The following is a 16,736-nucleotide window of genomic DNA, read 5'->3' on the forward strand; positions in this document are numbered from 1 at the left end:
GTTAGCTTTGCTATACCCATTTTTCGAATAATTGGACTTGCTTTGGATTAGATTTTCAAAATGCCCGTGCCAAGGTTTAGTTGTGGAATTTTATTCGATGGATTTAAGAACTTTATGAGAACACTCTCTCTACTCCTTGTTAGTATCATTGGTTCCTTTTAGCTCATTAATGTAATCTAAAGATGATGCGATGGAAAACGTCGACTACCAAATCCATATATTCCGCGGCATCCTTGAAGCCCCGGTAGACTTCGCGCTTTTTCATAGCGTCGATGGGATCGCCAGCTTTAAAGAGCTGGGACATGGCATCGCGATAGCGCGATTCCACCGCCAAAGAAGCTAGGCGCATTTCCTCTACGCAAGCCTCGGCTTCGCGCGGGTTGCTTGATAAAAGGCCGGTGCCTCTAGATAGCTCGTAGGTGCCGCGACTGAGGTTCCACGCCAGCTCGCAGATAATCAAGTCCGGTTTCACTTCAAAAGCCTGCATGGACTGAATCGTCCCTTTGGATAATTCCAAAATGCGGTCCATGCGCACGGAAAAGGTATAAATGTCTTGACGGTCAAAAGGCGTAGTAAACGCCTCTACTAGTTCTTCTTCCAACTTCATCCGCACCAAGTCCGCTTCGCGGCTGGAATGCATGAAGCGCTCGAAATGCTGCATTTGCGGATCGCTCAGCCAAGCCACCATGGCCGAAATGCCCTGCGAGGTCACCCGAGCCTGCTCGCTGAGGCGCCCGTAAAAATCATATTTCGGCGGCACTAGACGATCCCATAGCTTCTTGCTTCCCATCTTGCTCCTCCTTATCTTGTCAGCCACTGCAGCAGCCGATATACCCCTGCTGCGCAAAGAGCCGACGCCGGAATGGTCACACACCAGGCAACCAGCATATGCTTGCCTACGTCCCAATTCACCATGCGATAATTGTCCGCCGCTCCAGCGCCGATTACCGTTCCAGAGACAATGTGCGTCGTCGAGACCGGCGCGCCTACGAACGTAGCCAACGCCACCGAGGCGCCTGCGGAAAATTGGGAATTAAAGCTATGCAAGGGGCGCAGCGTAAAGATTCCAGTACCTAGGGTTTTCATAATGGACCAACCGCCAAAAAGCGTGCCAAAGAACATGATCAAACCGCAGGCAACCTTCACCCAAGTCGGCACACCCTCCACACTGCTCTGCACGCCAGACGCCAGCAAGGCCAAACTGATAATGCCCACCATTTTTTGCGCGTCATTCGCTCCATGCCCGTAAGCTAAAATGCCGCTTAGCAGCCATTGCGAGCGTTTCAACGGTTTATTCACCCAAAAGGTAGCCCTGCGAAACGCCAGGGACAAGACCACTTGCACGATAAACGCCACTAGAAAACCCAACACTGGTGAAATAACAAGGCTAGCCACGATTTTGGCCACGCCCACCAGCTCCGCATTTCCCATATACAGTTCGGTCCAGCCCCAAACAACAGCGGACGCGCCGTAAGCCGCCCAAGCGCCGCCAACCAGACCGCCAACCAAGGAATGCGTCGAGCTTGAAGGGATGCCTAATTTCCAAGTAAAAAGATTCCAAAGCATAGCCGCCGTCAAACCGGCTAAAAGGACCAGCAGCAATTGATGGCTCACCGGCACGTCAAGAAGACCAATAATGGTTTGCGCCACCGCAGCGCCGCTGAAAATAGCCCCTACAAGCCCCACGCTGGCCGCCCAAAGCACTGCCTGCAGCGGCGTCGCCGCACCGCAGGCAATCATCGTAGCTACCACCGCGCTGGCGTCATTCATCCCATTGGTCAGTAGAAACACAAAGGCCACCAGGACAACCAAAGCCAACACGAGTTCCCACACTACGCATCATCTCCCCAGCGTTTGTATCATTTGCGCCGTTTGCGGCTGCCAGAACGTGCGATCACTGTCCGGACAGAGGAAAACCACCGCCGTAAAATGTCCTTTGCTGACAAAGCCATAGACCTCGCTATACATAGGCAGGGGCAGCTGCTCCGTCGCAATCAGCCGGCATTTGAGCAGCACTGCCTTGCGCCCTTTCAAATTGGCGCTGCGAACCGGCTCCAAATCCAGCACCCGCATGCCGTTTCCTTCCAGCGTACTTTTCACTTGATCCTTGATTTGTCCGGCAAAAAAGCCCAGCACCGGATCCAGCGGCATCACCGCCAGCATATCCGCTACTTGGCCCAGCTTGTTCTCTTCCCGGCAGATCAATAAGCGAGAATAGTGCCAAACATCACCGGACTGCATCGTTAGATCATATTGCGCTTGAATGGCCGGATACTGCTGAGCTGCCTCCAATTCCTTAGCAGTCTCCGCCTGCACCCCGGTTGCTATTTTCATAACGCCAATAGGGTCTACAGACACTTCCGCTACAGCACACTCGCCGCCGACAGCCGACGTGTTCCATAAAAACGCCGCCAGCAGCAAGACTTTCAAAAATTGTTTCATTCGCTTTCACCTCGTTTGCACAGTTACGTTTATTATACCCTACTGACGATAGGGAGGAAATGAGCCGATTGTCAGGAAAATAGTTTTTTCCAAGGAGAAAATATTTTTGTCTCACAGGGAAACGCCACCCCAGCGTCGAAGTTTATAACTATACAAAAGTTCAACGCAAGGGAGGGTTTTCTATGGAACCGACAGGAAAAACCGTTATTCATGAGGATGTTTTCGCCGAAGTCGCTCGCAATGCCATGACGCAGGTCAATGAGGTGTTCACAGACACTTCCAAAAAAGGTCCGGTTGCAGGCTTGGCGCAAATCGTCTCGGAACGCTTCGCCCCGCAGATTACGGTAAAGAAAAACCAACCGGAAGACGCGGAAGGTTCGGCTGGCAAAGTCTCCTTCGAATTAAAAGTGGAGCTTCTCTATGGCGTGAATATTCCCGAAGTAACCCAGCGACTGCGGGATGCCATGGTCAAAGAAGTAGAGTCCCTCACAGGGTACACCGTAGAAAAAATCGATATCAATGTAGAACGCCTAGTGCGGCCGGAAAAACAGGAAGCCGCCAAAGCCTAGTTACGCAAAAGCCTCTTCGCCCCTTAAGGCGGAGAGGCTTCTTTTATTGTACGATAATACTCACCAAGGCGGCTACGCCGAACAGCGCCAACACAACACCGGAAATCCGGTTAATCACTTCCAGCACATGCCGCGTAAATTTACCGCGCAGGCAATTAATAAGGCCGCTCAAAAGGAACCACCATAGCACGGCTCCCAGAAAGACGCCGCCCACCAACAACACCGCGGTTTGGTAGTTCGGCGTAAAGCGGTCCATACCGACACTGGCAAAAACGGCGGCAAACAAAAACAAGGTCAGCGGATTGGCCAGCGTCAAGAGCAGCGTTGAAACATAGGTGCTCCAAAAACCGCTGCTCGCCCCAGGCAGACGCATACAACTCACTGCCGAGCGCCAAGTAGTAATGCCCATACCCAAAAGAGCCACGCCGCCCAAGGCGCGCAGCACTGTATGATACTCCATCAGCACATTCGCCACCAACGTCATACCCATGCCGGCCAGCATGGCGTATACGGAATCAGCGGTCGCCGCTCCCACGCCTGCGACCAAACCGCTTAGACGCCCAAAAACCAAGGTTCGCCGAATGCATAGTACGGCAATGGGCCCCACCGGCGCCGACATGGAAAAACCAACAAGCATGGATTTTAGAAACAAAGCTAACTCCATGTTTCCGGCATCCCCCTCCCGCAAGTTTCAAATCCATTTCTTCCGTTTCGCCTCTAAGCGCTTAGTCCGGCTTTTGCTGCAATTCTTGCAAGGCCTCTTCACCCCGGCCTAGGGCAACATCTACTTTCTTTTGCAAAGCATCTCTTTCTTCGGCCTCGGAAAGCAAAGACAAATTCAAAGCAATAATCGCAGCGCCGCCGCGCAAAGCTGCCGCCAATTGCCAAATGGCTACTTCCAAATCGCACTGCATATGCGCCGCCAGCTGCGGCTTCAGCTTACTTGCCGCCTCCAACGCCTGCGCTGCTATATCCAGAAGCTGCAACAACGGTTGCACAGCCCCCAAAATTTCCGCTTGTCCCAAGACATCGCCGCTGGAAAACACCTGCAAAATACGCTGCAGTACGGCTTCATCCGCTGTCGCTACTACCAGCGCCTGCTTGCGCCAAGCTTCTAGTTGCTCGGTCTTTGCCGCAGCCGCACGGGACAGCATGATCAAAATCCCTAACGCCAAGGCCGCCCCCGCGGCGGCAGCGCTGCCGCCTCCTGGCGGCGGGCCTGACCAGGCCAAATCATGGCTCCAATCTCGGTTTTGTGTATCGCTCATTTTATTCCACACTAACCAGCAACGGATACAAGGGCTGGCCTCCGTCATATAATTCTACCGTCAGCTCCGGGAACGCTTCGCGCATTTGCGCCGCTAATTTCTCCGCCTCGCTGACCGTCAGTTCACTGCCGTAATACAAGGTCGCCACCTCAGCCGACTCGGATACCAGCTGCTGCAACAACGTCAAAAGCACCTTTGCGATACATTCCCCTTGGGCCGCCACTTTTCCTGCTTTGATCCCAAGAAAATGACCGGCCTTAACCGGCTGACCGTCCACCACGCTATCCCGCACGGCTTTAGTCACGCTGCCGGAAACAACTTCTTGCCGCCGCGCTTCCATCCAGCCCACATTGTCTTCTAACGAAGCCTCCGGCTGAAAAGCCAACAGCGCCGCCAGCCCTTGCTGCACGTCAATTGTCGGCACCACTTCCACACGGTCGCCCAACAACTTTTTCACTTGCTTGGCCGCCAGCACAATATTCTTGTTGTTCGGCAGAATAATGTAGCGCTCTGCATCGCCGCTGTGAATGGCGGCGATAAATTCTTCCACCGGGGGATTCATCGTCTGCCCGCCGCTAACAATGGCGGAAGCTCCCAGCTGACGCAGCATGGCGCTCAACCCTTCGCCCGGCGATACCGCAAGCACCGCCAGCGGCACTTGCGGCCGCGCCGCCGTATGCAGGCGTTCTTGATGCTGGTCCGCCATATTGTCAATTTTGATGTCATGCAACGAGCCCCAGGTCAGTGCCATTTCCAAAACCTGTCCCGGATGCGCCGTATGAATATGCACCTTGAGGAGCTCGTCCCCTTCCGCCAAGATCAGGGATTCGCCTAAGTTTTGCAGAGCCTGACGCGCTTCCCCGCCGCTGACGCGGCTCTTCTTGACTAAAAACTCCGTACAATACGGATGCGCTAGATTTGCCGTCTCCCCGCTCAGGGACGGTTTAGGGGTCAAGCGCAAGAAAGAACTTCCTTCCGGCGCCGTCACTTCGCCGCGCAAGCCTTCGGCGCAGCCCTGCAGAAAAACCAGCAGTCCCTTGCCGCCGGCGTCAACAACGCCGGCATCCCGCAAGGCTTTCAAGAGCAACGGCGTTTTAGCCAATTCCTCTTCCCCCACCTGCAGCGCCGCCGCCAACACTTCGCTAAAAGACCGCTCTTCTCTCACCGCACGCCTAGCGCCGCGCGCCACGCCTTTGGCCACCGTCAAAATCGTGCCTTCCACAGGCTGCGCTACTGCCCGATAGGCATACAAAACCCCGTATTGAAAGGCCTTGCCGATTTCACAAGAGGAAGCTTCTTCTTTCCCCGCCAAGCCGCGGGCGATGCCGCGAAACAATTGCGCCAAGATAACGCCGGAATTGCCTCTGGCGCCCATGATCGCACTGTCCGCCGTCCGTTTGGCCAACGTGCCAATACCGCCGTCCGCAGCTTCTTGAAGCCCTCTAGACGCCGCCCCTAGCGTCAGCAGCATATTCGTTCCCGTATCGCCGTCCGGCACCGGAAATACATTCAAATTGTTAATTTCTTCGTAGTTGCGCAAAAAAGCGTCATAGGCGCCCAGAATCATGCGCCGAAAATCAGCTCCGCTAATTCGTCCCGTCATGCGCTGGCGCCTCCTCCAAGTTCTCTTGATAAATAAAGCCAATCAGCCCTGGTCCGGTATGCGCGCCAATGACCGGACTGATTAAAAACACTTCCACTTGCGCTTCCGGCTGGGCCTCTTTCACCTGCGCCGCCGTCTGAACCGCCAATTCCTGATTATCCACATGACCCACGCCAACATAAGCCGGCCGCTTTAAAATCCGAATGTCCTGCATGGCCCGCTCGAGGGCCCGTTTTTGCGTACGCACCTTGTCTAAAACCTGTACTTTGCCGTTTTGGAGATATAAAAGAGGCCGCAGCTGCAAAATACCGCCGAACAACCTGGCCGCACCGCCAATCCGGCCTCCTTTATGTAAGTATTCCAACGTTCCTGGAATAAACACGGTATGCGTGCGCCGCACCATGGCGTCCAAGAGACGCACCACATCGGCCAAGCTTTTCCCCGCCTCTGCCGCTTCTAACGCGGCTTTAGCCATCTGCACCAAGCCAAGAGCCGTCGTGCCGGAATCAATGACCCTAATGAGTCTGGGGTCCACCTGGGCTGCGGCCATGCGCGCCGTACTGGCGGTACCGCTCAAGCCTCCGGACAAAAGAATACAAACCACTTCCTGCCCTTGGGCGGTCAATTCTTGAAACAATTGGATAAACTGCCCCTGCGCCGGCTGCGACGTCTTCGGCATTTCCTTCGCCGCACTGGCTCTTTGGAACAACTCCGCGCCGCTTATATCTGTATCCAGCCACTCCTGCTCTCCGATTCGCACTGACAAGGGTACCACATGCAAATTTTCATGCTGCCCCAACCATTCCTTATCGACCATCGCCGTACTGTCAATTACCACTTGTAGCTGTGTATTACCCATATCTGCAACGTCCTTTCAGCTCCTACAATCCTATAGCCCGGCGCTTCCGGCTACCTTGCATTCTTTTCTGAAAACAACTGGAAAAGCCGCGCAACCTCGCGTATACTGATAGAAAGACAGTCTTGCCGCAACGCTGCCTTATTTTAGCGTGGCCGCGCAAGATCTTCCTTTTATTATTGTAACAAAATCACACTGGAAAAACATCTCCCAATTCATGGGAGCACTGGCCTGTCGCCTTGCAGCGCAGCAGCCTATAACAAAAAGCGGAGGATGGTTTCATGGAAAATAAGGAACGGCCCAGACTTTTCGCTCTAGACATCGGCACACGCAGCGTCGTCGGTCTGGTAGGCGAACGTGAAGGCCTCCACACACGCATTTTGGGGTATGAACGCCAGGAACATCACACACGTTCCATGATGGACGGTCAAATCCATGACGTGCAGGAAGTAAGCCGCATTTTGGCTTCCGTCAAAGAACGTCTGGAAGAAAGCTACGGCACGTTGACGCAAGTGTCCATCGCAGCTGCCGGACGCGCTTTGTGCACCATCCGCTCGGAAGCCGAAATTGAGACCAATCTTAAAGGCCCGCTCAGCACAGATGACGTGCGGACCTTGGAACTCGCCGCCATCCAAACGGCGCAGCAGCAATTATCCACCTCAAAAACCGTCAAAGATCCCACGGACTACTATTGCGTCGGTTACAGCGTCCTGCATTACAGTTTGGACGACACCCAGCTGTCTTCTTTGGTCGGACAAACCGGCAAGAACGCCCGCGTAGAGCTTATCGCCACCTTCCTGCCTCGCCAAGTTATCGATTCGATGCAGACCGCCGTACAGCAGGCGGGCATGGAAATTGCCACCCTTACGCTGGAGCCTATCGCCGCCATCAATGTTTTGATTCCGCCTACCATGCGCCATCTTAATCTTACCCTTGTCGATGTCGGCGCCGGTACCTCGGACGTTGCCATCACCCGAGACGGCACAGTTATCGGTTATGGCATGGTTCCTTCGGCAGGAGATGAAATCACCGAAGCCATCTCCCAACAATACTTGCTTGATTTCAATGTCGCTGAAGAAGTCAAGCGTTCCTTAAACGAACAAAAAGAAGTTCGTTTCCAGGATATTTTGGGCTTAGAACAGGTACTGCCGTCCGCCCAAATCACCGAGGCTATTTTGCCGCAGGTCACCCAGCTGGCTAACGATATTGCCGCTCAAATATTAGAACTGAATGCTGAACCGCCGCAAGCCGTACTGCTCGTAGGCGGCGGCTCGCTGACCCCTCAACTGCCGCAAGCGCTGGCGCAAGCCCTGAACATGCCGCCAGCCCGCGTCGCCATTCGGCGGCCCGACATGGTCCAGGAAATCATGGACATTCCCGAAGCGCTGCATGCGCCGGATGCGATTACCCCCTTGGGCATTCTCAAGCTGGCTTCCGGCAATTTGCTGCATTTCGTACATGTAACTTTAAACGATCGGCCTCTGCGCCTTTTCAACCTGGGACAGCTGACCGTCGCCGACGCTTTGCTTGTAGCCGGCTTCGATATCCGCGCCCTCAAAGGCCGTCCAGGGCTGGGCATCACGGTTACCGCCAACGGTCAAAAGCATTTTCTTCCCGGCAGCGCCGGCGCTCCGGGAACCTTGGCGCTCAACGGACAACCGGCCACCGTTTCGGATTTGCTGCATGACGAAGATACTTTGACAGCCATTGCCGGCGCCATCGGCTCCACGCCGCAGGTCACGCTGGCGGACTTGGCTGATTTGCCCTCCGAGTTATCCTGCAGCATCAACGGACGGAGCCATATTTTCCAACCGGTTGTCACCATCAATCAAGAACCGGCTTCCGTACAGACCGTGCTCAAAGACCGGGATGTCGTCGCCTATTCGTTCCCGCCCACCCTGCGTCAGGTACTAAAACAAGCCGGTCATGAAGAAAACGACTTCCATTTTCGCTATTTCATCAACGGCCAGGAACGCACCTACACGGTCTGGCCGGAATTTTTCGTCGGTCCAGACGCAGCCACGTTGGAGACCCAAGTATCCGACGGCGCCGTTATCCGTATAGTCGCCAAACAGACGCCTAAGCTGGAGGACGTCCTGGGGCTTCGCGATACTTCTACTCACATCCAAGTGCAGTTTAACGGCGCTGCCTGCAAGGTTCCCACCTGCCGCCTGCGTCTTCATGTGGACGGCCGTGCGGCTCAACCGGGCGAAGACGCTCCCGACGGTAGCCATATTGAATTCCAGCTGACTGAAGCGCTCACCCCCATCATCAGCGACGTCCTCTTAGCGGCGGAATTTGACGCCATGAAGCTGCCGTTGGGGAAAATCAACATTTTGTGCAACAACTGCGAAGCGGAGCTCACTACGCCTGTCAAAAACGGCGATGCCATCCGCATTGAAAGCGAACCGCTGCCTACAAGCAAGCTGTAAGTGTGAAACAGGATTGAACAGGAGAACCGGAGTCACGTGAGGGTACGACTGAGGGATTTTTATTTAACAGGAGTAGAGTGAGTAGAGGGAGGGTACGAGCAAATTCCCAGTTCACTCTATAAAATGACCGTCTAAGCAGTCAAAATGGCTACTTAGACGGTCATTTTTCATATATTCATATCTCCGTAGCCCTCGGTTGTTCCCTCCGATTAAACAGTGGACGTCGGTTGCTACGCCATCCATGTCACAACCGACCCTAGGCGCGTCCGGCGCCGTCGTACTCTTGTTTAAAATATCATTTTCTGTGTTTATCCCCTGGTCTCTTTCTAAAATTCAATGCCTTGCTGAGCTTTGATTCCTTTTTGATAGGGATGCTTGATTTCTCGCATTTCCGTTACCAAGTCGGCTTTTTCGATCAATTCCTCCCGGGCGTTGCGGCCAGTCAAAACCAAATGCACTGTCGGAGGTTTGGCTTCCACCAAATCCAGCACCTGTTCCACAGAGACAAGGCCAAAGTGAACCGCGTAATTGATCTCATCCAAAATAACCATGTCCCATTCCCCTGACGTCAGGGCGTCTTTCGCTTCCTTCAACGCCTCCGCCGCAGCCGCTTGATGGGCTTCTTTTTCCTCGCGCTGCTCTTGCGTCCGCTGTACAAATCCTTCTCCCAAAGGACGGATAATCAGCCGCGGCGCTAAGGCTTCCGCCGTCTTAAGCTCGCCGTATTTCCAGTTTCCTTTAATGAATTGCAGCACCAAAATGCGCAGTCCTTGACCCCAAGCGCGAAAAGCCAGTCCCAACGCCGCCGTCGTCTTGCCTTTGCCATTGCCGGTATGCACCATCACCAAACCTTGCCGTTCCTTCATCATGCCCCCCCATTCTCTCTTTCAATCACACCCATGCTCAAAGAACATCTTGCTATATATTTTCCCATGATTTTTCACGGATGTACATGCCAAATTGCAATTGCCCAAAGTCCTTGCTATTTTTCACAAAAAGGCAGCAACTTCCAGCAGGATTCCAGTCCTTAAAGCCGAATAAAACATATATATTTTGTCCTGTTTTTCGCGGTCTAAGGAGACTATTATGAGCTTTTCGTCCTATGCTTCCAACGCAAAAAATTCTTCAGCCTTCGAAATTCCTCTTTTATACCGTCAACTCTTGCACGCAACGCCTGCCAATGCCCTCGTACTAACCAAAAACCGACTTTGGGTTAACCGCAATTTACAAGAACAGCTCCATGCCTATGGCCTTCTTCAAAGCCGCAGCCGCCTTTGGCAATTAGTATGTTCCCAAGACCGCCGCCCGCTGCTGCACATTCTCGCCGCCGCGTTCCAAGCTCCAGGCATCCCCTTGCATTGTGAGCTTCGCCTTGAACTCCAGCCTCAAGAACTTTCTTTTTTCCAAACCTCTGTCGTACGTCCTGAAGGCAGCGACTCGATTTGCTTATTTTTGTTGAATCTCACGGAAGAACGCCGCCTGCAAGAACGCCTTGCCCACCGCGAAGAGCAATGGAAACTTATTTCCACTACCTCCGAAGACGGGTTCTGGGAGTGGGATCTACAACTCCAGCAAGGCTACTTATCCCGCCGCAGCCAAACGCTGCTCGGCTACGCGCCTGGCGAATTAGCTATCGATTTAGATACTATGCGGCAATACATTCATCCAGCAGACCACTCCCGTTTTTATCAACAGCTTGCAGAGCACCTGACAAACAGACGGCCTTATTTTCATTGCGACTATCGCATGCTGGCCAAAGATGGGACCTGGCGCTGGGTTCGCAGCCGCGGCTTAGTTTTTCGCAACGAAACCGGACAGCCCTTGCACATTCTCGGCACGCTCCGAGATATCCACGAAAAACGTCTTGCCGAAGAACGTCTGCTTTTGCGCAACCGCTTGCTGGCGGATTTGCACGAAGTAGCGTTGGGCCTTCTGAAGCCCTATGCACCGCATGAACTTTTGGATATTATTTTAGACAAAGCGACTGCGTTCATGGGCGTCGCCGACAGCCTGCTTGTGTTAGACGAAAAAAAGTCCGGACTTTCTGTGCCTACCTTTATGGCTTCTCACGGCAAGCTACAGTTTCTGGAAGGACAAACCTCTTCGGATGCCTGCGGTTTGACGCAATTGATTCTGCAAAGCCAAGACGCCATTTACATTGAAAACTACACGACTTGGCCCAAACGACATCCCGCCCTTTCTGCGTTAGGCGCAGCCCTAGCCGTGCCACTTCGTCTGGAAGAGAGCACCATAGGAGCCTTGCTCTTTTTCGCCTCTGCTTCTAGCCAGCAATTTTCTCCGGAAGAAATACAAGCGGCTAAACATTTGGCCGACCTCGCCGCAGCAAGCATTCGCAGCACCTCGTTAGCCGCCTCTTTGGCCAAGGAAACCCAAGAGCGCAGCCAAGCCGAATCCGAACTGCAAGAAAGCCAAAGTCGCTATGAACAACTGCTCGCCTTGCTGCCTGACGCCGTCTTCCAAGTTGATCGGGATACTAAAATCATTATAGACGCCAATGATCAGTTTGCTCAGCTTCTTGGCTATACTCGCCAGGAAATCCTCGGCAAGCCTATTCTCTCTTTCATTGATACTACTGTGCATCCTACCAGTGAAATGGAACATTTTTACACTACGATTCCTAATGACGGCCCCATCCCCCGCGAGACCAAAGTATATTTACACAAAGACGGCTCTCAGATATACCTAGAGCGAAGCGGCTCTACCTCGCGCAGTCTAGAGCATTGCATCATTCTCTTTGTAGCTCGCGACGTTTCCGCGCAGCTCGCTAAGGAAGAACGCTTACGCTACCTGGGGTTCCATGATGCTCTCACAGGTCTGGGCAATCGCGCTTATTTAGAAGATATGCTCGCAAAAATGAAAAGCGCTCCCGCCCCATTTTCTCTGGGAGTCATTCTCTGCGACCTGGATCGCTTGAAAAAAACAAATGACTCCTTAGGACATGCCGCCGGCGATTTAGCCATTATGGAAGCGGCGTCTATTCTGCGTCGCTGCTTCCGCCAAGATGATGTGATCATCCGCTTTGGCGGCGATGAGTTTCTGATCCTGCTCCCTCACGTCAACCAGGAACTTATCTCTCAAAAGTGCCAGAACCTTCTTGAGGAAGCTAAAAAGGTCAGCCATCGTTGGAATTATGGCCATTTCGGTCTATCGGTCGGCTCCTCCTACGATGCAGCTGGCTCTTTAAATCCTCAACAGCTGATCCAGCAAGCGGACCAACAAATGTACGCCAACAAACATCGCGATACAGAACCCCATTGAAGAACACACAGCTAAAAAAGCCACCGACAGCGCTTAGCTGTCGGTGGCTTTTAAGATTTGCCCGCTTAACAGCGCAGCTTCAACAAGTTGCGCATCTGGCGCAAACGTTCCTCTGCCACCCGTTCCGCCGCCTTGTGAGGCGGCAATTTTTCTTTACGAGCCATCGCCAAAACACGCCCCATATTTTCATAAATGGTTTCCACACGGCGCGTAGCTCGGTCCCGATGATAGCCGCCTGGCTGCAGCTCGTCGTAAACATTAATGACGCCGCCGGCATTGATGATAAAATCCGGAGCATATAAAATGCCCTTCTGCTGCAATAGCTCGCCATGGTGCGCTTCCTGCAGCTGATTATTGGCAGCTCCCGCCACCACCCGGCAGCGCAGACGTTCTATGGTCCGTTCGTTTAAAACGCCGCCAAGAGCGCAGGGAGCAAAAATATCACAATCTACATCATAAATAACTTCCGCCGCCACTGCTTGGGCCCCGGTCTTTTCGACAACACCCCGAACCCGCTCTTCCTTCACATCGCTTACAACTAATTGGCAGCCTTCCTTATGCAAAATATCGCATAGCGCCGCCCCTACATGCCCCAGCCCTTGCACGGCCACGGTCTTGCCGCGCAGGCTTTCTTGACCCCAAATCTCTTTAGCGCAGGCCAGCATCCCCCGGTAAACGCCCAACGCCGTCAACGGCGAAGGATCACCGCTGGAACCGCGACTCTTGAGACCTACTACCGAATTCGTTTCCATGTGAATAAATTCCATATCCGCCGGAGAGGTTCCCACATCTTCCGCCGTAATATATCGCCCTCCTAAGGTCTGTACAAACCTGCCAAACGCCCGCCACAAGGCTTCGCTCTTGTCTTTTGCCGGATCGCCAATAATGACGGCCTTAGCGCCTCCCAAATTCAAGCCCGCAGCGGCATTCTTATACGTCATGCCCCTTGCCAGACGCAGGGCATCCTGAATCGCGTCTTCTTCGTGCTCATACGGCCACATGCGCGTGCCGCCCAGCCCTGGCCCCAAGGTTGTGTCGTGAATACAAATAATGGCTTTCAAGCCGGATTGGGGCTCATGACAAAACACAAGCTGTTCATACTGGCCGCGCGCCATTTTACCGAAAATCTGCATAATCCCGCCCCCTTCATGAAACGTCGGAAAATACTGTTAGTTCTATATTGGACAACGACAAGGCAAATTCCTTTTTTGAACAAGAGTAATAGGAAAGCTCGACGGGATAGGATTGAACAAGAGAATCGGAGAACCGGAGGGTACGAGGTACGGTTTTTAACAAGAGGAGAGGGAGTAAAGTGAGGGAACGAATGAGGCTACGGTGGCCGTGATTGTATTTGATACTTTTTGAAGCAAGTCCGCAGAACGCAAAAACGAGGGCACTACGGAAGAAGAAAATCCTCCTTCATGCCCTCTCTTGACTCTGGTTCTCTTGTTCAAAATCTCCGGCTTATCTTATAATTCTTCTGTTATTCTTTACGGAAAAAAAGGATAAAAAGTTCCTCATCATCGGCTACTACTTCGACAATAAAGCCGGCTTCTTCGCCCCAGGCACGCAGCACCGCCGCTTCGGGCAACACGTCTTGCGCCACCGTCTCCAAGCCTTCATGCAGCGCATTAATGGCCGCCCGGCTTTCGCCATGGGCCACCACCAAGCGCCCGCCGGCGCGAAGCACTCTGGCAAATTCGCTCAACACCGCCTGCGGCTGTTCAAAATGCGGAAATACGGAATAACAAAGGATCGCATCCACACTGTTTTCCGCCTGCGGCAGCAAGGAAGCGTCCGCCTGCAAAAACAAGGCCAATTCACTGTGTTTCGCCCTAGCCCGGGCCAGCATTTCCTCCGCCACGTCAATGGCCGTCAGCTCCCCCAGCATGCCCAAGGCCTGCCGCAAATACGGCAGCATAACTCCTGTACCTGTGCCAATATCCAGCACGCGCTCTCCCGGCTGCAAAGACAACGCCGTCACAATACGCGACAGCTTGCAGGCGTCATGACGCACTTGTTCATCCCACTGCGGGGCCATTCGATTAAAAAATTCCCGGTGATTCATCAATTTGCTCCTCAAAGCCTCTAACTATCATTTAACGCACCCCGGCGCCGGACGCTCGCATTCGAGCCGACCAACCCCGCTGCTTCCAGGGAAGTTCGCCCAAGCCGCCAGCGGCTAAAGCCGCTTGCTGGCAAGTTACTTTCTTCGATACTTCTTCTAATGATGAATAGATAAACTCGTGCACCGTATACGCCGGACCAATGCGCTGCACCAGCCGTGCGGCTTCTTTGCTGCCAAAAGGCTGATGCTGATCAATGGCCGACACGTGCTTCCAGAGGGTTTCCACATCGCTGACTTTCATATCCCGGCGTCTACTGTGACGCACATACTCGCCAGACAAGGATACATGCAAATGCAGCCCTCTCACCCGGGATGCATAGATTCCCAGCGCGTCAACGGTACGCAGCACATAATCGACTGCTTCTTGCTCGTTGCGCAGTTCTTGGCAAGTATTCATTAAATGGCCTGTATCCAGCATAATGCCAGCATTAGCCCGCCCTAAACCATCAAAGAGCAATGCCGCCATACGCGGCTGGGTCAGCCGCAAGCCGGGCCACCAAAGATTTTCGAATAAAAGAGCTACCGACGCAGGCAGTTCCTGCACCAATAAGCGCACCAACTCCAGCGTTGCAGTTACAACCTCTTCATCGCTAGCGGAAAAGCGCCAATGACCGGTTTCTTCCTGTCGCACATGGGCCACATGAAGAACGACATAACGAGCGCCTGCGGCTACGGCCTGCGCCAAATTGCGCCGCCAAACCGCCAGCCACCCTGTTGGAGTATCTGCACCGTAATACAGCCTGGCATTTTCCCAGCTGCCAAACTGCCGCAGCACTTCCGCTTCGTCGCCACGCCAGAAATCAAGCCATGCCGGCCAAAAGCGCAAATGCACCCCGCAAATATGCCGTGCAGACAGCTGCGCCTCGTCCCAGTCATCGCCCAAATAGGCCTCAACCCCATCTAAGCCATGGTCCGCCAGGAATCCTTCCAGACCGCCGCCCCAACTGCGCCACATTGCACAATCGTCAACATAGCTGGAAGTGTTAATCAGCTGCAGCATGCCGGTCTCCTCTCTAAAAGCGCCTGCGTAATTATCGTTATAACCTTAGCAAAATAAGTTTTAAAAGTCAACGCACAGTATAAGGTAACGATAGGATGGGAATTTACATAGTTATAATCTGGCATATCAAAAAAGCCAAGAGCCGCTGGGAGGTCCCAACTAGTCTTGGCTTTTTGCCTGCAAGGGTTAAAAGCTCTGCGTAAAAGTAGCTTCTAATTTGGTATTTTTTTGCCCGCTATCAAGCGCTTTTTGGTCTTTGTAAACCAGCTCCAAAGAGTTATTTTTGCTTAGCTGATGTTTAATTCCATAGTATAAACCGCGATTGTTGTTGTCAAAATCGCTTTGTTGTCCCATATCTCCGTTTGTTTCCACCCGGAAACCGGTAAGATACACCGCGGTCTTATCGTCGAAACCATACTCCCAAGTTACCGCATACGCCCGATTATCGTTGCTGCGGTTAGACTGCGTATATTCCGCCGTCCACGTATGCTTTCCAGCCGTATACGTCCCATCAAGCGCCCAATGATTGGTGCTGCCTGCCGAGCTATCTTGGTAACGGCCCAACGTCATGCCCCATTGAAAGGGTTTCTCTTTTTGAAAGCCCGTACGAATGGCGTAAACTCGATTATCCTGCTCTCCAGCATCATCTTCCTGAACAAAAGCAGCTGTAACATCCACCTCGCCCATGGTTCCAGTCGCCGTTATACCATCTACAAAAGCGCGTTTGCCTATGTTCGATTCCGAACGGCTATACAAAAGAGCCGTCGTACCCACGGTCACATCTTGACGCCCTATTTTCAGCAGCATATCCCCCGCTTGACGCGTAAAGCCGAATTGATCAATGGTCATTACGGATTTTTTATCGCCGTATACGGCGGAATCCGTGTTGTAATCCGCCAGCCCTGGCTGGGTAGCATGCTGCGCCCCAAAGCGAGCATACAAGGACCATCCTTTTCCCAGATCCGCTTCCCCTTTTAAACGCACGGAACTCATCGTCCCGGCAACATCATCGGCACCCTCGGCCGTATCTTTTTATGCGCTTCAGCGTGTTGACGACGGAACGTCGGAAACAAAAAACCACCCGTTAAACGGGTGGAGATAAAAAGTTAAACAAAAAGAAATTCACCAGCTGCTATACTGATGAGTGTTCAAGCCATCA

At 53.1% G+C, this 16,736-nt stretch carries 15 protein-coding genes; 3 read left to right on the top strand and 12 right to left on the bottom strand.

Annotated elements, in window-relative coordinates; translation table 11 throughout:
• Window positions 1-166 precede the first annotated feature (166 nt).
• From PHF27_RS08495 to PHF27_RS08505, 3 genes are read right to left on the bottom strand one after another with little or no spacing between them, the layout of a single operon-like run.
• On the bottom strand, window positions 167-790 hold the full coding sequence (locus tag PHF27_RS08495; RefSeq protein ID WP_300068522.1) for a hypothetical protein: 624 nt from the start codon (window positions 788-790) through the stop codon (window positions 167-169).
• Window positions 791-801: 11 nt separating this feature from the next.
• On the bottom strand, window positions 802-1,833 hold the full coding sequence (locus PHF27_RS08500; RefSeq protein ID WP_300068525.1) for an inorganic phosphate transporter: 1,032 nt from the start codon (window positions 1,831-1,833) through the stop codon (window positions 802-804).
• Window positions 1,834-1,839: 6 nt separating this feature from the next.
• Window positions 1,840-2,442 (bottom strand): hypothetical protein, encoded by a 603-nt coding sequence (locus tag PHF27_RS08505; protein WP_300068528.1) that lies wholly within the window; start codon window positions 2,440-2,442, stop codon window positions 1,840-1,842.
• A gap of 182 nt (window positions 2,443-2,624) precedes the next feature.
• Here PHF27_RS08505 and PHF27_RS08510 point away from each other — a divergent pair, with 182 nt between their 5' ends.
• A complete protein-coding gene (locus PHF27_RS08510) occupies window positions 2,625-3,011 on the top strand; it encodes an Asp23/Gls24 family envelope stress response protein (RefSeq protein ID WP_300068531.1) in 387 nt (128 codons plus the stop codon).
• Between the two features lie 43 nt (window positions 3,012-3,054).
• Here PHF27_RS08510 and PHF27_RS08515 read toward each other — a convergent pair whose 3' ends face one another.
• The 4 genes from PHF27_RS08515 to PHF27_RS08530 form a co-directional block, all read right to left on the bottom strand.
• On the bottom strand, window positions 3,055-3,675 hold the full coding sequence (locus tag PHF27_RS08515) for a LysE family transporter (RefSeq protein WP_300068533.1): 621 nt from the start codon (window positions 3,673-3,675) through the stop codon (window positions 3,055-3,057).
• A gap of 61 nt (window positions 3,676-3,736) precedes the next feature.
• Window positions 3,737-4,279, bottom strand: a complete 543-nt coding sequence (locus PHF27_RS08520) for a cyclodeaminase/cyclohydrolase family protein (RefSeq protein WP_300068536.1) — start codon at window positions 4,277-4,279, stop codon at window positions 3,737-3,739.
• A gap of 1 nt (window position 4,280) precedes the next feature.
• Window positions 4,281-5,882 carry a DAK2 domain-containing protein gene (locus PHF27_RS08525; protein ID WP_300068539.1) on the bottom strand — a complete coding sequence of 534 codons (1,602 nt, stop codon included), beginning with the start codon at window positions 5,880-5,882 and terminating at the stop codon, window positions 4,281-4,283.
• On the bottom strand, window positions 5,866-6,741 hold the full coding sequence (locus PHF27_RS08530) for a DegV family protein (protein ID WP_300068540.1): 876 nt from the start codon (window positions 6,739-6,741) through the stop codon (window positions 5,866-5,868). Before PHF27_RS08530 ends, PHF27_RS08525 begins: the two co-directional genes overlap by 17 nt.
• Before the next feature lie 278 nt (window positions 6,742-7,019).
• On the opposite strand from PHF27_RS08530, the gene PHF27_RS08535 reads away from it, so the two are divergent.
• Window positions 7,020-9,170 carry a cell division FtsA domain-containing protein gene (locus PHF27_RS08535; RefSeq protein WP_300068542.1) on the top strand — a complete coding sequence of 717 codons (2,151 nt, stop codon included), beginning with the start codon at window positions 7,020-7,022 and terminating at the stop codon, window positions 9,168-9,170.
• 326 nt (window positions 9,171-9,496) lie between these two features.
• Here the strand turns inward: PHF27_RS08535 and cobO are convergent, their stop codons facing one another.
• Window positions 9,497-10,036: a cob(I)yrinic acid a,c-diamide adenosyltransferase gene (cobO, locus tag PHF27_RS08540; RefSeq protein ID WP_300068559.1), complete on the bottom strand. Its 540-nt coding sequence runs from the start codon at window positions 10,034-10,036 to the stop codon at window positions 9,497-9,499.
• A 220-nt stretch (window positions 10,037-10,256) separates the two neighbouring features.
• On the opposite strand from cobO, the gene PHF27_RS08545 reads away from it, so the two are divergent.
• Window positions 10,257-12,449 carry a diguanylate cyclase gene (locus PHF27_RS08545; protein ID WP_300068544.1) on the top strand — a complete coding sequence of 731 codons (2,193 nt, stop codon included), beginning with the start codon at window positions 10,257-10,259 and terminating at the stop codon, window positions 12,447-12,449.
• Between the two features lie 65 nt (window positions 12,450-12,514).
• On the opposite strand, the gene PHF27_RS08550 is transcribed toward PHF27_RS08545, so the two are convergent.
• The 4 genes from PHF27_RS08550 to PHF27_RS08565 form a co-directional block, all read right to left on the bottom strand.
• Window positions 12,515-13,582: a Glu/Leu/Phe/Val dehydrogenase dimerization domain-containing protein gene (locus PHF27_RS08550; protein WP_300068547.1), complete on the bottom strand. Its 1,068-nt coding sequence runs from the start codon at window positions 13,580-13,582 to the stop codon at window positions 12,515-12,517.
• A gap of 350 nt (window positions 13,583-13,932) precedes the next feature.
• Entirely contained in the window at window positions 13,933-14,517 is a 585-nt protein-coding gene (locus PHF27_RS08555) for a class I SAM-dependent methyltransferase (protein WP_300068550.1), read from the bottom strand.
• Window positions 14,518-14,548: 31 nt separating this feature from the next.
• A complete protein-coding gene (locus tag PHF27_RS08560; protein ID WP_300068553.1) occupies window positions 14,549-15,577 on the bottom strand; it encodes a TIM barrel protein in 1,029 nt (342 codons plus the stop codon).
• 186 nt (window positions 15,578-15,763) lie between these two features.
• A complete protein-coding gene (locus PHF27_RS08565) occupies window positions 15,764-16,561 on the bottom strand; it encodes a hypothetical protein (RefSeq protein ID WP_300068556.1) in 798 nt (265 codons plus the stop codon).
• Window positions 16,562-16,736: the final 175 nt, after the last annotated feature.

The organism is Anaeromusa sp. (genome assembly GCF_028691475.1).
In the GTDB taxonomy this organism is placed as follows: Bacteria; Bacillota; Negativicutes; order Anaeromusales; family Anaeromusaceae; genus Anaeromusa.

Bases quoted from the DNA above. Each gene is read 5' to 3' on its own strand.
- PHF27_RS08555 (WP_300068550.1), bottom strand. From the start codon at position 14,517: ATGAATCACCGGGAATTTTTTAATCGAATGGCCCCGCAGTGGGATGAA.
- PHF27_RS08535 (WP_300068542.1), top strand. From the start codon at position 7,020: ATGGAAAATAAGGAACGGCCCAGACTTTTCGCTCTAGACATCGGCACA.
- cobO (WP_300068559.1), bottom strand. From the start codon at position 10,036: ATGAAGGAACGGCAAGGTTTGGTGATGGTGCATACCGGCAATGGCAAA.
- PHF27_RS08515 (WP_300068533.1), bottom strand. From the start codon at position 3,675: ATGGAGTTAGCTTTGTTTCTAAAATCCATGCTTGTTGGTTTTTCCATG.
- PHF27_RS08495 (WP_300068522.1), bottom strand. From the start codon at position 790: ATGGGAAGCAAGAAGCTATGGGATCGTCTAGTGCCGCCGAAATATGAT.
- PHF27_RS08550 (WP_300068547.1), bottom strand. From the start codon at position 13,582: ATGCAGATTTTCGGTAAAATGGCGCGCGGCCAGTATGAACAGCTTGTG.
- PHF27_RS08530 (WP_300068540.1), bottom strand. From the start codon at position 6,741: ATGGGTAATACACAGCTACAAGTGGTAATTGACAGTACGGCGATGGTC.
- PHF27_RS08510 (WP_300068531.1), top strand. From the start codon at position 2,625: ATGGAACCGACAGGAAAAACCGTTATTCATGAGGATGTTTTCGCCGAA.
- PHF27_RS08505 (WP_300068528.1), bottom strand. From the start codon at position 2,442: ATGAAACAATTTTTGAAAGTCTTGCTGCTGGCGGCGTTTTTATGGAAC.
- PHF27_RS08525 (WP_300068539.1), bottom strand. From the start codon at position 5,882: ATGACGGGACGAATTAGCGGAGCTGATTTTCGGCGCATGATTCTGGGC.
- PHF27_RS08545 (WP_300068544.1), top strand. From the start codon at position 10,257: ATGAGCTTTTCGTCCTATGCTTCCAACGCAAAAAATTCTTCAGCCTTC.
- PHF27_RS08560 (WP_300068553.1), bottom strand. From the start codon at position 15,577: ATGCTGCAGCTGATTAACACTTCCAGCTATGTTGACGATTGTGCAATG.
- PHF27_RS08520 (WP_300068536.1), bottom strand. From the start codon at position 4,279: ATGAGCGATACACAAAACCGAGATTGGAGCCATGATTTGGCCTGGTCA.